The 12,253-nt window shown below is 68.6% G+C and carries 13 protein-coding genes; 8 read left to right on the top strand and 5 right to left on the bottom strand.

Going from position 1 to position 12,253, the window contains the following annotated elements:
* Window positions 1–1,293 (bottom strand): ABC transporter substrate-binding protein, encoded by a 1,293-nt coding sequence (locus G5S38_RS07180; RefSeq protein ID WP_165066493.1) that lies wholly within the window; start codon window positions 1,291–1,293, stop codon window positions 1–3.
* A 186-nt stretch (window positions 1,294–1,479) separates the two neighbouring features.
* Here G5S38_RS07180 and G5S38_RS07175 point away from each other — a divergent pair, with 186 nt between their 5' ends.
* A complete protein-coding gene (locus tag G5S38_RS07175; RefSeq protein ID WP_165066491.1) occupies window positions 1,480–2,478 on the top strand; it encodes a LacI family DNA-binding transcriptional regulator in 999 nt (332 codons plus the stop codon).
* A 118-nt stretch (window positions 2,479–2,596) separates the two neighbouring features.
* On the opposite strand, the gene G5S38_RS16000 is transcribed toward G5S38_RS07175, so the two are convergent.
* Together G5S38_RS16000 and G5S38_RS07170 are read right to left on the bottom strand one after the other, a co-directional pair.
* Window positions 2,597–2,698, bottom strand: coding sequence for an MFS transporter small subunit (locus tag G5S38_RS16000; protein ID WP_456237992.1), 102 nt, complete (start codon window positions 2,696–2,698; stop codon window positions 2,597–2,599).
* 1 nt (window position 2,699) lies between these two features.
* On the bottom strand, window positions 2,700–4,109 hold the full coding sequence (locus G5S38_RS07170) for an OFA family MFS transporter (protein WP_165066489.1): 1,410 nt from the start codon (window positions 4,107–4,109) through the stop codon (window positions 2,700–2,702).
* A 194-nt stretch (window positions 4,110–4,303) separates the two neighbouring features.
* Here G5S38_RS07170 and G5S38_RS07165 point away from each other — a divergent pair, with 194 nt between their 5' ends.
* Both G5S38_RS07165 and G5S38_RS07160 read left to right on the top strand, forming a co-directional pair.
* Window positions 4,304–4,777: a hypothetical protein gene (locus G5S38_RS07165; RefSeq protein WP_165066487.1), complete on the top strand. Its 474-nt coding sequence runs from the start codon at window positions 4,304–4,306 to the stop codon at window positions 4,775–4,777.
* The gene (locus G5S38_RS07160) at window positions 4,774–5,169 is read left to right on the top strand and encodes a hypothetical protein (protein ID WP_165066485.1); all 396 of its coding nucleotides are present in this window, start codon (window positions 4,774–4,776) and stop codon (window positions 5,167–5,169) included. Before G5S38_RS07165 ends, G5S38_RS07160 begins: the two co-directional genes overlap by 4 nt.
* Before the next feature lie 38 nt (window positions 5,170–5,207).
* Here G5S38_RS07160 and G5S38_RS07155 read toward each other — a convergent pair whose 3' ends face one another.
* Window positions 5,208–5,594, bottom strand: coding sequence for a DoxX family protein (locus G5S38_RS07155; RefSeq protein ID WP_165066483.1), 387 nt, complete (start codon window positions 5,592–5,594; stop codon window positions 5,208–5,210).
* Between the two features lie 103 nt (window positions 5,595–5,697).
* Between G5S38_RS07155 and serA the strand changes: the two genes are divergently transcribed.
* Entirely contained in the window at window positions 5,698–7,287 is a 1,590-nt protein-coding gene (gene serA / locus G5S38_RS07150) for a phosphoglycerate dehydrogenase (protein ID WP_165066481.1), read from the top strand.
* Between the two features lie 90 nt (window positions 7,288–7,377).
* Here serA and G5S38_RS07145 read toward each other — a convergent pair whose 3' ends face one another.
* Complete coding sequence (locus G5S38_RS07145) at window positions 7,378–7,635, bottom strand: DUF6458 family protein (protein WP_165066470.1); 258 nt, start codon at window positions 7,633–7,635, stop codon at window positions 7,378–7,380.
* Window positions 7,636–7,848: 213 nt separating this feature from the next.
* Between G5S38_RS07145 and G5S38_RS07140 the strand changes: the two genes are divergently transcribed.
* The 4 genes from G5S38_RS07140 to G5S38_RS07125 are packed head-to-tail and all read left to right on the top strand — an operon-like array spanning window position 7,849 to window position 11,929.
* Window positions 7,849–8,901, top strand: a complete 1,053-nt coding sequence (locus G5S38_RS07140; RefSeq protein WP_165066467.1) for a 3-isopropylmalate dehydrogenase — start codon at window positions 7,849–7,851, stop codon at window positions 8,899–8,901.
* A gap of 42 nt (window positions 8,902–8,943) precedes the next feature.
* A complete protein-coding gene (locus tag G5S38_RS07135; protein WP_165066464.1) occupies window positions 8,944–10,077 on the top strand; it encodes a branched-chain amino acid aminotransferase in 1,134 nt (377 codons plus the stop codon).
* Window positions 10,074–10,841 (top strand): fumarylacetoacetate hydrolase family protein, encoded by a 768-nt coding sequence (locus tag G5S38_RS07130; protein ID WP_165066461.1) that lies wholly within the window; start codon window positions 10,074–10,076, stop codon window positions 10,839–10,841. The genes G5S38_RS07135 and G5S38_RS07130 overlap by 4 nt, the downstream gene beginning before the upstream one ends.
* Window positions 10,838–11,929, top strand: a complete 1,092-nt coding sequence (locus G5S38_RS07125; RefSeq protein WP_407943829.1) for a YeiH family protein — start codon at window positions 10,838–10,840, stop codon at window positions 11,927–11,929. Before G5S38_RS07130 ends, G5S38_RS07125 begins: the two co-directional genes overlap by 4 nt.
* Window positions 11,930–12,253 lie beyond the last annotated feature (324 nt).

Raw genomic sequence — 12,253 nt, 5'->3', positions numbered from 1 at the left:
CTAGCTACGCGACGCGGCGTCGCTGACCGCGTCAACGATGTCCTGGGCGGTACCACTGCCGGCGAACATGTCGACCACGGCCACGTTCAGCGCGTTGCCCACGTTCTGTCCGTAGAGGGTGTCGAGCCAGACGATCACGTACGGCGCCTCGTTGTAGGCCTGGAGCACGTTCTGCAGCGAGGGATCGGTGACGGCGCTCTGCGCGTCCTGCGACGCGGGAATGGTCACGAAGGCTTCTGCATACGCCTCCTGGTTGGCCTGCTCAGCCGTGAAGTTCAGGAAGTCGATGCACTCGACAGGAGCGTCGACCCAGCACGAATAACCGTCGACGCCGCCCATCATCGCACCGGCTTCACCGTCGCCGCCCTCGACCTCGGGGAACGGCATCCAGCTCAGGTCGGGCAGCGGCTGCTCGTCGGGGGTCAGCGAAGCGATGACGCCGGGGTTCCAGGCTCCCATGAGCTCCATGCCGGCCTGCTTGTTGGCAATGAGGCCCGCGGAGGACCCTGCACCCTGCTGCGCGGCGGTGGTGAGGTAGCCGTTGTTGAACGGTTCGGTGTCGAGGAACGACTGGAGGTTCTCCCCGGCCTCGAGCCAGCACGGGTCGTCGAAGCTGCGGCTTGCGGCCGCATCGTTCATCGCATCCTGCGAGCATGCGCGTAGTGCGAAGTTGTAGTACCAGTGGGCTGCGGGCCAGGCGTCCTTGGCGCCGACGGCGATCGGGTCTACGCCGGACTCCTTGAGGGCGTCGGTCGCGGTCTCGAGGTCGTCGATCGTCGCGACGGGCGTGGTGACCCCCGCTGCCTCGAGCAGGTCGCCCGAGTAGAAGAGGCCAGACGGCAGAACGGCTGTGGGTACGCCGTAGATCTTGTCGTCGATGGCGAATGCGTCGAGCACGGCGTCGCCCAGGGCGGAGCGCGTCTCTTCGGTGATGCCCTCCGTGAGGTCCATGGCCTGGCCAGCCTCGACCACGTCGGCGAGCTTGCCGCCACCGCGAGCCATGAAGATGTCGGGCGCGTCACCCGAGTTCAGGGCGGTCTGCAGGCGGCCGTCCATCTCTTCGTTCTGCACCTGCTGCACATCCACGGTGACGCCGGGGTTGGCAGCTTCGAATGCCGCCGCGGTGGTGTCCCAGTACTCCGCGCCCGGTCCGGTGGTGGAGTTGTGCCACATGGTCAGCGTGACGCTGCCGTCGGCGTTCTCCTCTGCAGCGCCGCCGCCGGCACAGCCGGTGAGGACCATGGCGCTTGCCATGAGCAGGGCTGACCCCGCCAGGATTTTCTTGGTTTTCATCTGTGCTGTGTCCGTTCTCTTCTTCGAGTGGTACCTGTCGCGGAGGGGCGTGCATTCGCACCAGCGACAGCAGACGGCAGCCTGCGCGTCCCAACCCCAGCGTCCAAGAGTGAGTTCAGTGTCGCCGCAGAAATAAGTCATGTCAAACGTTTTCGAAAACCTTTTCCATTCGTTATAGTCAGCCGAATGGGACGCAGGGCAACAATCAATGACGTCGCCGCCGCCGCAGGTGTTTCGGTGTCGACGGTCTCCAAGGCCGTGCACGGACGCTACGGGGTGTCACCGGACACGGTGCGCAGGGTCATCGAGGTCGTGGACAGGCTGGGCTACCAGTCGAGCCTCGGCGCAAGCAGCATGCGTTCGCGTCGCACCGGCGTGATCGGGGTGCTGGTTCCCGAGTTCGAGCCGTTCAGCGCCGAGGTTCTCAAGGGCGTCGGGTCGGCGATGCTCGGCACCGGGTTCGACCTCCTCGCCTATGCGGGCTCCCAGGACGGCCCGGGGGAGGGCTGGGAACGACGGTCGGTCTCGCGGCTCAGCGGCACCCTCGTCGACGGCCTGATCATGGTCACGCCGTCGATCGTCTCCGTCTCGGCCGACGTGCCCATCGTGGCTATCGACCCGCACACCGGGCGGGCAGACCTCCCGACGATCGAATCCGACAGCTACCACGGCGCGCAGCTGGCCACCCGCTACCTGATCGGCCTCGGCCACACCCGCATCGGCTTCATCGCCGGTCGCCCCGACCTGCGATCGGCGGGACTCCGCGACGCCGGGTACCGCAGCGCCCTCATCGACGCGGGCATCGCCTTCGACCCGCGCCTGGTCGGTATCGGCCGGTACGAGGTGGATGCCTCGCGCGAGCTCGCCCACGAGCTGCTGTCGCAGGAGATGCGGCCGACCGCGATCTTCGCCTCGAACGACCTCTCGGCGATCGCCGTGATGGCGGCGGCGGCGGAGCTGGGCATCTCGGTTCCCGAGCAGCTGTCGGTGATCGGGTTCGACGACATCCCCGAGGCGTCACGGCACACCCCGCCCCTGAGCACCGTTCGCCAGCCCATCCAGCGACTGGGGGAGGTCGCGGCATCCATGCTGTTCGCCCTCCTCAGGGGCGAGAAGCCCGACGTCACCCACGTGCAGCTGCCGACGAGGCTGGTGCCCCGCGGCACGACCGGACCGCCGCGCTGAGTTTGCGGCGCAGGATCTGTGCCGCCGAATAGTTTTCGAAACACAGAACGGGCAGCCGCGATCCGAAGACCGTGACTGCCCGTCGCTTTCTGTGGCCGGGTGCAGCGGGCGGGTGCTGCTAGCCGCTGAACAGCGCCGTGACCCTGATCAGCGTCATGGTGACGCCGTAGGCCAGCGGAATGCCCACGAGGGCCCAGGCGATAGCGAGTCGAGCCTTCATGTCATCGGTCCTTTGCTGCGGTGCGGGGCGCCGCGGTGGGCGCTGAGGTGTCGGACTTCTTGGCTTCCCAGTACTTGGATGCCACGGGGCTGACCAGCAGGTTGGCGATGAAGCCGATGACCAGCAGGCCGACCATCGTCAGCAGCGCCGGCTGGTAGTCCTGGGCGACCAGCTCGCCGGGGGTGCCCCTGGCGTCGAGGAAGCCGTTCACGATCAGCGGCCCGGCGATGCCGGCTGCCGACCATGCGGTGAGCAGTCGGCCGTGGATGGCGCCGACCTGGTAGGTGCCGAACAGGTCGCGCAGGTACGCGGGGATCGTCGCGAAGCCACCACCGTAGAACGAGATGATGACGAACGCGAAGACCACGTAGAGGATGGTCGTGTTGTAGCCGAACAGGGCGAGGCAGACGTAGAGCAGCGCGCCGACGCCGAGGTAGACCATGTAGATGCGCTTGCGGCCGATGATGTCGGAGGTCGACGACCAGACGAAGCGTCCTGCCATGTTGCCGATCGACAGCAGGCCCACGAATCCACCGGCGGCGACCGCGGTGACCAGCGACGAGCCGTCGGACTGGCGGAAGAAGTCCTGGATCATCGGGGCGGCCTGCTCGAGGATTCCGATGCCGGCGGTCACGTTGCAGAACAGCACGGTCCAGAGCAGCCAGAATTGGCGGGTCTTGATGGCGTTCGCGGCCGAGACGTTCTCGGTCGAGACGAGGGCGTTCTTCTTGACCTTCGACGGGTCGAAGCCGTCGGGCTTCCAGCCGTCGGCCGGCACCTTGATGGTGAACGCGCCGAACATCATGTACGCGAGGTAGATGACGGCGAAGGTGAGGAACAGCTTGCCGACGGCGTCACCGCTGGCGACCCATCCCTCGGTTCCCGAGTTGGGGTCGTAAGCGGTCAGCAGTGCGGTGGACACGGGGCTGGCGATCAGTGCGCCACCACCGAATCCCATGATCGCCATGCCGGTCGCGAGGCCCGGGCGGTCGGGGAACCACTTGATCAGGGTCGACACGGGCGAGATGTACCCGATGCCGAGGCCGATGCCGCCGATGAAGCCGTATCCGACGTAGACCAGCCAGAGCTGGTTCGTGAAGATGCCGATGGCACCGATCACGAAGCCGGAGGTCCAGAACAGGGCAGACGTGAACATGGCCTTGCGGGGCCCGTTCTTGTCGACCCAGGTGCCCATGACGGCGGCGGAGAGGCCGAGCATCACGATGGCGATCGAGAAGATGATGCCGATCTGCGTCAGGCTGGCGTCGAAGTGCTCGACCAGCGAGGTCTTGTAGACGCTGGTCGCGTAGGCCTGGCCGATGCAGAGGTGAACCGCGAGAGCGGCGGGCGGAATGAACCACCGGTTGAAACCGGGGGGTGCGATCGAGTGCTCGCGGTCGAGAAAACCCATGGGTTGAGTACCTATCGTCGTAGTCAAGGGATGTCAGCGACCCGCATGCAGCATCGTCGCTTGGAAAACACTAGTCGCGATTTATTCACCTGCATGAACCCGGTGGCAACCCGGTACCGGGTGGGAGGCCCCGGTGGTATAACCCCCGCCCCGCGCACGGGGTGGCACGGATGCGGCTCCTCCATACTGGAACGATGCGCCCAGACGACACCGACGATGCCCTGTCGTGGGGCGACGGGGCCGACGACCCGAGCCACGTCGACGGAACGCGGGGCAGCGCGATCGACGCGCCTGCGACCCGCGTCGACGGCGACGGGGGCGCAGCGGCATCCACCGCTGCCCAGGCGAACGGCACCGTGACGGCGCCCCACGCCGCGGTCGGCGCTTCGGTGCTGCTGGTCGCCTACGGCATCCTCGGCGGCGTCTACCTGCTCTACTCGATCGGCTGGATCATCGCCGTGCAGCGCGACGGGTTCAGCGCGGGCAACATCCTGTTCGACGTGATGTACCAGCTCGGGCAGTTCCTCGCGATCGCCGCCCCGATCGGCTGGGCCACGGCGACCCTGCTGTTCACGCGCGACCGCGCGCCGCTCGCCCGCGTGCTGTGGCTGCTCGCCGGCATCGTACTGCTCGCGCCGTGGCCGTTCATCCTCGGGGGCGGGGCATGAGCCGCGACACCGGGCGTGAGAAGAGCGGTGGGGTGGATGCCGCGGCCGCCGGCCAGCGCACCCCCGGCCCGCGCGTGCCCGGAGTGCGCACCATCGCGGTACTCGTACTCTTCGGGTTGTTCTACGCCTACGACCTGTTCGAGGCGATCTCGAACCTGCTCGGCGTCACGGCGCAGCTCGCCGAGTACAACGCCGCCGCGCGCGAGATCGGCCTGAACGGCGTCGAGGTTCCGTGGGCGCTCCTGGTCGCGAACATCGCGATCGTGCCGGCCGCCTACGGCGTCGCCGTGCTCGTCGCGCGAAAGCGCGGGCTCGGCGCGCTCGCCCTCGCGCTCGCCGTGGGCCTCGCGGTCGTCGCGGCGGTCACGCTCAGCCTGGCCGCGCTGGCCTGAGCCAGCGATCGCCGGTCCGCGAACAGCAGGGCAGGCCGCTACACCGCCGACAGCACCACCGCGAGGATCAGCACGAGCTGCGCGAAGTAGCGGCGCCAGAACGGGATGGCGATCGACCCGAAGCGGTCCGGATGCTGCGCCGCATAGGCATTGGCCGGAAACACCGCGACCAAGAACAGCACGAGGCAGACCGCGGCGGCCCACTGGGTGGCGGGTACCAGCAGGCCGATGCCCCCGGCGATCTCGCACAGGCCGGTGAAGTACACCAGCGCCATCGGGCTCGGCAGTCCGCGTCGACGCAGCGAGGGCGGGATGAGCTTCGCCATGGTGCGCGCCGGCCCCGGCACGAAGTGCGCGACGCCCATGCCCACGAACGCCGCGGCGAGCACGAGCCGCAGCACGACCTGGGAAGTTTCGAAAACCATCTGCCCAGTGTGCTCCACCGCACGGGCGTCACACGGCGATACGCGCTGTCGCGGTCCGACTAAGCTGGCGGCGGTATTTCCCGGCAACCGAAGGACTGTATTCGTGGCGAAGCCGATCGTGTTGATCGCAGAAGAACTCTCACCCGCAACAGTCGAGGCCCTCGGGCCGGATTTCGACATCCGCTCGGTCGACGGCACCGACCGTCCCGCCCTGCTGTCGGCCCTGGTGGATGCCAGTGCCATCCTCATCCGTTCGGCGACGCAGATCGACGCCGAGGCCCTCGCTGCCGCGCCGACCCTCAAGGTCATCGCCCGTGCCGGGGTCGGCCTCGACAACGTCGACATCAAGGCGGCGACCACCGCCGGCGTCATGGTCGTCAACGCACCCACCTCCAACATCATCTCGGCCGCCGAGCTCACCGTCGGGCACATCCTCGCGCTGGCCAGGCACATCGCCCCGGCCCACGCCGCCCTCGCGCAGGGGCAGTGGAAGCGCTCGAAGTACACCGGAACCGAGCTGTACGAGAAGACCGTCGGCATCATCGGCCTCGGCCGCATCGGCGCCCTGATCACCGCGCGCATGCAGGCGTTCGGCGTCAGGGTCGTCGCGTACGACCCCTACGTCACGGCCGCCCGCGCGCAGCAGCTCGGCGTAACCCTGCTGTCGTTCGACGAGCTGCTGCAGCAGTCCGACTTCGTCACGATCCACATGCCCAAGACCCCCGAGACCACGGGCATGATCTCCGACGCGCAGCTCGCGCTCATGAAGCCGACCGCCTTCATCGTCAACGTCGCCCGCGGCGGATTGATCGATGAGGATGCCCTCTACCGCGCGCTGACCTCGAAGACCATCGCGGGCGCCGGGCTCGACGTCTTCGTGCACGAGCCCCCGGTCGATTCGCCGTTGCTCGCCCTCGACAACGTCGTGGTGACCCCGCACCTCGGGGCGTCGACCGACGAGGCACAGGAGAAGGCCGGGGTGTCGGTCGCGAAGTCGGTGCGGCTCGCGCTCTCGGGCGAACTGGTTCCCGACGCGGTCAATGTGGCCGGTGGCGTCATCGACCCGACCGTGCGCCCCGGCATCCCGCTGATGGAGAAGCTCGGACAGGTCTTCTCCGGACTCGCCGACAGCCCGGTTACCAGCGTCGACGTCGATGTTCGCGGCGAGATCGTCGAATTCGACGTGAGCGTGCTCAAGCTCGCCGCCCTCAAGGGCATCTTTACGAACGTCGTCTCGGAGTCGGTCTCCTACGTCAACGCGCCACTGCTCGCCGAGCAGCGCGGGCTCGACGTTCGCCTGATCACCGACGCCGTCAGCGACGAGTACCGCAACGTGCTCACCATCCGCGGCGCGCTCAGCAACGGCGCGCAGATCTCGGTGTCCGGCACCCTGACCGGGCCGAAGCAGGTCGAGAAGATCGTCGAGATCAACGGCTACGACGTCGAGGTGCCGATCGCCGACCACCTCATCGTGATGGTCTACCGCGACCGCCCGGGCATCGTCGCGATCTACGGCCGAGAGTTCGGCGAGGCCGGCATCAACATCGCCGGCATGCAGATCAGCCGCCGCGAAGCGGGCGGCGAGGCGCTGTCGGTGCTGACCGTCGACTCCCCGGTGCCTGACGGGCTACTCGAGTCGGTGCGCTCCGCGATCGACGCCAGCCTGCTGCACGAGATCGACATCACCGAGTAGGCACGCGCCCAGCGAAACGCAGAACGGCGCGACCAGCAGGTCGGGCCGTTCTGTCGTAGCCCCTGGTGGGGCTTGTCGTCTTGGGAAGGCTCAGACGAGCGGGTCGGTGTCGCTGCGACGCTCGCGCTGGGTGACCTGCTCCGCGCCGCGGTTGTCGACGCTGCGCACGGTCTCGATGCTGGAGCGCTTACGCGTCATCATGACCAGGGAGATGATGAAGACCAGCAGGCCTGCACCCATGAGCAGGTAGCCGACCAGGTCGAGGTCGATAACGCTGGTCTCGATGTTGAGCGCGAAGGCCAGGACGGCTCCCACGACGAAGAGGAAGATTCCGGTTCCGATACCCATGGCAGGCGTCCTTTCATCAGTCGGCCTTGCCCAGGCTGGGCCAGATCCCGACGTGTCTGCGTGCTTACTGTAACCACGCGCACCCGCAATACCGAGGATTCGGCGCCGTGACGCGCTGCCCCAATGCCGGGGGTACGCCGGTATGCGCGAGTCGCCCGCGCGAGCCCCGGCCGCCGTCACGCGCCCCGCGGCCCGGGCGATACCCTGAACGGTATGCCTCGCTCAGTCAGTCTCGCCGTCATCGCCGGCGACGGAATCGGACCAGAAGTCATCGCCGAGGCGCTCAAGGTGCTGCGCGCGGTCGTGCCGGGCGACGTTGACGTCGATGTCATCGAGTACCCGTTCGGCGCCACCCACTTTCTCGCGACCGGCGACATCCTCGGCGAGGCCGACCTCGAGGCGCTCGCCCGCCACGACGCCATCCTGCTCGGCGCCGTCGGGGGAGACCCGCGTGACCCCCGCCTCGCCGGCGGCATCATCGAACGCGGGCTGCTCCTGAAGCTGCGCTTTGCGTTCGACCACTACGTCAACCTCCGGCCCACCGTGCTCTACCCGTCGGTCGAGTCGCCGCTCGCATCCGCCGGTGACGTCGACTTCGTGGTCGTGCGGGAGGGCACCGAGGGCCCGTACGTGGGCAACGGCGGCGGCATCCGCGTCGGCACCCCGCAGGAGATCGCCAACGAGGTGAGCGTCAACACCGCGTTCGGCGTCGAGCGGGTCGCGCGGTTCGCCTTCGACACCGCGATGGCGCGCCGCAAGAAACTGACCCTCGTGCACAAGACGAACGTGCTCGTGCACGCCGGGGCGCTGTGGCAGCGCATCGTCACCGCCATGGCGGCGCAGTACCCCGAGGTCACCGTCGACTACCTGCACGTCGACGCGGCGACCATCCACCTCGTCACCGACCCCGCGCGGTTCGACGTGATCGTGACCGACAACCTGTTCGGCGACATCCTCACCGACCTGGCCGGCGCCATCAGCGGCGGCATCGGCCTCGCGGCGTCGGCGAACATCAACCCCGACCGGGTGTTCCCGAGTATGTTCGAACCAGTGCACGGCTCCGCCCCCGACATCGCAGGGCAGCAGGTGGCCGATCCGACCGCAGCGATCCTGTCGGTCGCGCTGTTGCTCGAGCATTTAGGACTCGTGGATGCCGCGGCATCCATCACCTCGGCCGTCACCGCCGACCTCGCCGAACGCGGCGCGGCCCGGCGTCCCACGTCGCAGACGGGTGACGCGATCGTCGCCCGGCTCGCGCACCCCTGACCTATCCCGACCACCGCACCACCAGCCGAGAAAGACACCGATATGTCCGTCGACACTCCCGTGGCACAGTCCCCGCTCGCCTTCGAGGTCATCCCCAACGACAGTGGCGCCGCCGAGGCCGAACTCGAGGAGATGCTGCGCAGCCCCGGTTTCGGCAAGCAGTTCACCGACCACATGGTGAACCTGCGCTGGACCGAGGACGGCGGCTGGCATCAGGCGCGCGTCGAGCCGTACGGCCCGATCGCGATGGATCCCGCGGCAGCCGTGCTGCACTACGCGCAGGAGATCTTCGAGGGGCTCAAGGCCTACCGGCACGCCGACGGCTCCATCTGGTCGTTCCGCCCGGAGAAGAACGCCGAACGCATGCAGCGCTCGGCCCGTCGCCTCGCGCTGCCGGAGCTGCCGACCGACTACTTCATCCAGACCCTCGAGCAGCTCATCGCGGTCGACTCCGCGTGGGTGCCGTCCGCGCCCGAGACGAGCCTGTACCTGCGCCCGTTCATGTTCGCCAGCGAGCCGTTCCTCGGGGTGCGCGCTGCGGCCGAGGTCGCCTACTACCTGATCGCGAGCCCCGCCGGCGCGTACTTCACCGGCGGCGTCTCGCCGGTGTCGATCTGGCTCTCGGCCCACTACTCCCGCGCGGGCAAGGGCGGAACCGGGGCGGCCAAGACCGGCGGCAACTACGCATCGTCGCTGCTCGCCCAGTCCGAGGCCGCGAGCCACGGCTGCGCACAGGTGCTGTTCCTCGACTCGGTGGAGGGCAAGTACATCGAAGAGCTCGGTGGCATGAACGTCGTGCTCGTCTATAAGGACGGCACGCTCGTCACCCCGCAGTCCGACAGCATCCTCGAGGGCATCACGCGCGACAGCATCCTGCAGCTCGCCGAAAACCGCGGGCACCGGGTCGAGCGACGGCGGGTGTCGATCGACGAATGGCGCGACGGCGTCGAGTCCGGCGAGATCACCGAGGTGTTCGCGTGCGGCACCGCCGCCGTCGTGACCCCCATCGCCCTGCTGGTCGGCGAGGGATTCACTGCGGGTCGGGCGGATGCAGCGGCAGGCGAGCTCACCATGTCGCTGCGCCAGGAACTCACCGACATCCAGTACGGCCGGGTAGCGGACCGCCACGGGTGGCTCACCAGGCTCGACGCGCCGACAGAAACGACAGGCCAGTGAGGATCGCCCGCTTCAGCACGGGAGGCGGCGACCCGCGCTACGGCATCGTCGACGACGACGAACTGGTCGTGCTCGCCGGCGATCCGATGTTCAGCGGCTTCGACACCACGGGCGAACGCGTGCCGCTCTCCCGCGCCAAGCTGCTCGCGCCGGTCATCCCGCGCTCGAAGGTGGTGTGCGTCGGCCTCAACTACGCCGAGCACCGGGCCGACATGGGCGAGACCGGCCCGTCGACGCCGCTCATCTTCCTCAAGCCGAACACCGCGGTAGTCGGCCCCGGCGACGCCATCCTGATTCCGCCGGTTGAGGGCAGGGTCGTGCACGAGGGCGAGCTGGTGATCGTGATCGGTCGCATCGCCAAGCAGGTCGATGCCTCGAACTGGCAGGACTACGTGTTCGGCTACACGGTCGGCAACGACGTGTCGGCGCGCGACGTGATGTTCTCCGACGGGCAGTGGGCGAGGGCCAAGGGCTACGACACGTTCGCGCCGATCGGCCCGTGGATCGAGACCGACCTCGACGCGCAGAACGTCGCGATCACCACGTTCGTCGACGGCGAGCTGCGCCGCAGCGGCTCGACCGCTGACATGATCCACAGCATCCCCGAGATCATCGCCTTCGCGTCCGACGTGTGGACGCTGCTTCCCGGCGACATCATCATGACCGGTACCCCGGCCGGCCTCGGCGGATTCACCGACGGCCAGACCGTCGACATCACCATCGAGGGCATCGGAACGCTCTCGAACCCCGCGCGCAACCGGTGAGCCCAGCCCCGACGTCGCGCGCCATGCTCCCGGGCGTCGCCGTCTCGGTGGGGGTCGCGCTGCTCGCGTCGGCACTCGCGCTCGTGCTGCCGGTGGTGCCCATGCTCACCATCGCGGTAGCGCTCGGCATCGTCGTCGGGCAGGTGCCCGCGGCCCGCGGCGTGCTCGACGGCCCGCTCGCGCCCGGCCTGAAGTTCGCGTCGAAGACCCTGATGCGGTTCGGAATCGTGCTGCTCGGGCTCAAGCTCAGCCTCATCGACATCGCCGACCTCGGCATCGTCGCGGTCGTGGCGGTCATCGCCCTCGTCGTCGTCACGTTCTTCGCCACCTGGTGGTTCGGCCGGCTGATGCGCCTGCCGGGTAACGAACCGCTCCTCGTCGCGGCCGGGTTCTCCATCTGCGGGGCCTCCGCCATCGGTGCGATGGGGTCAGCGACGAGAAGCGATGCGAAAGAGCAGGCGACGCCGGTCGCGCTGGTCACCCTGTGCGGAACCCTCGCCATCGTCGTGCTCCCCGCCGCCGGTGCCGCGCTCGGACTCGACGCCGAGCAGTTCGGCCACTGGGTCGGGGCGAGCGTGCACGACGTCGGGCAGGTCGTCGCCACCGCCCAGACCGCGGGAACCGCGGCGCTCGCCATCGCGGTGGTGGTCAAGCTCACCAGGGTTCTCATGCTCGCGCCGATGGTCGCCATCGCGACCGGCGTCTCGCGTCGAATGGATGCCGCGGCCGCCCGCACCGCCCAGGCCCCCGGGTCGCCGACCACTGCTGCGCAGACCACCACCCCCGGGGCACCCGCCGCCCCCGCAACACCCGCCGCCGCACCCGCCGCACCCCGCGCCCCGCTCGTGCCGCTGTTCATCGTCGGCTTCCTGCTCGCCGTGCTCGCCAACACTTTCCTCCCCATCCCCGAGCCCGTGCTGTCGGCACTCGACACCCTGCAGGTGCTGGTGCTGGGCGCGGCCCTGTTCGCGCTGGGCACCGCGGTGCGCCTGGCGAGGCTCGTCACCACCGGGTGGCGCGCGCTCGTGGTCGGCCTGGCGTCGTGGGCGTTCATCGCGGTGCTCGCGCTCGGCGTCATCCAGCTATGAAATTCACGGCGCTGAGCCCGCGCTCCTGAACGTGACCTGAGTATCCGGCCCCGTTCCCGACAGGCATTCCGTAGCGTGGATGACCGAAACGAGCACATCCACCGCGTAAATCATGGAGGAATGCCATGCGTCGTGCACTGTCCATCGTCATCGTTCCCCTCACCGCCCTCGCCATCGCGGGATGCACCGGCGGGCCGGGCGTGGTCGACGCCCAACCCTCGAGTACGCCGAGGCCGACACCGTCGTACGAACGGTGTAGCCCCGTGACGGCCACCGCGATCGACTGGGGGAGCCGTCGAGTGTCGACCCCGCCGACGTGGGGTT

Source organism: Marisediminicola senii (genome assembly GCF_011057645.1).
Classification (GTDB): domain Bacteria; phylum Actinomycetota; class Actinomycetes; order Actinomycetales; family Microbacteriaceae; genus Marisediminicola; species Marisediminicola senii.
The sequence above is the reverse complement of the archived record's forward strand: the minus strand, read 5'-3'. Positions and strand labels throughout refer to the sequence as shown.

What these genes read in the sequence shown, in the direction of transcription:
- G5S38_RS16000 (WP_456237992.1), bottom strand. Translation starts at nt 2,698, where the DNA reads ATGAAGGCTCGACTCGCTATCGCCTGGGCCCTCGTGGGCATTCCGCTG.
- G5S38_RS07170 (WP_165066489.1), bottom strand. Translation starts at nt 4,109, where the DNA reads ATGGGTTTTCTCGACCGCGAGCACTCGATCGCACCCCCCGGTTTCAAC.
- G5S38_RS07180 (WP_165066493.1), bottom strand. Translation starts at nt 1,293, where the DNA reads ATGAAAACCAAGAAAATCCTGGCGGGGTCAGCCCTGCTCATGGCAAGC.
- G5S38_RS07140 (WP_165066467.1), top strand. Translation starts at nt 7,849, where the DNA reads ATGCCTCGCTCAGTCAGTCTCGCCGTCATCGCCGGCGACGGAATCGGA.
- G5S38_RS07155 (WP_165066483.1), bottom strand. Translation starts at nt 5,594, where the DNA reads ATGGTTTTCGAAACTTCCCAGGTCGTGCTGCGGCTCGTGCTCGCCGCG.
- G5S38_RS07145 (WP_165066470.1), bottom strand. Translation starts at nt 7,635, where the DNA reads ATGGGTATCGGAACCGGAATCTTCCTCTTCGTCGTGGGAGCCGTCCTG.
- G5S38_RS07135 (WP_165066464.1), top strand. Translation starts at nt 8,944, where the DNA reads ATGTCCGTCGACACTCCCGTGGCACAGTCCCCGCTCGCCTTCGAGGTC.
- G5S38_RS07175 (WP_165066491.1), top strand. Translation starts at nt 1,480, where the DNA reads ATGGGACGCAGGGCAACAATCAATGACGTCGCCGCCGCCGCAGGTGTT.
- G5S38_RS07165 (WP_165066487.1), top strand. Translation starts at nt 4,304, where the DNA reads ATGCGCCCAGACGACACCGACGATGCCCTGTCGTGGGGCGACGGGGCC.
- G5S38_RS07160 (WP_165066485.1), top strand. Translation starts at nt 4,774, where the DNA reads ATGAGCCGCGACACCGGGCGTGAGAAGAGCGGTGGGGTGGATGCCGCG.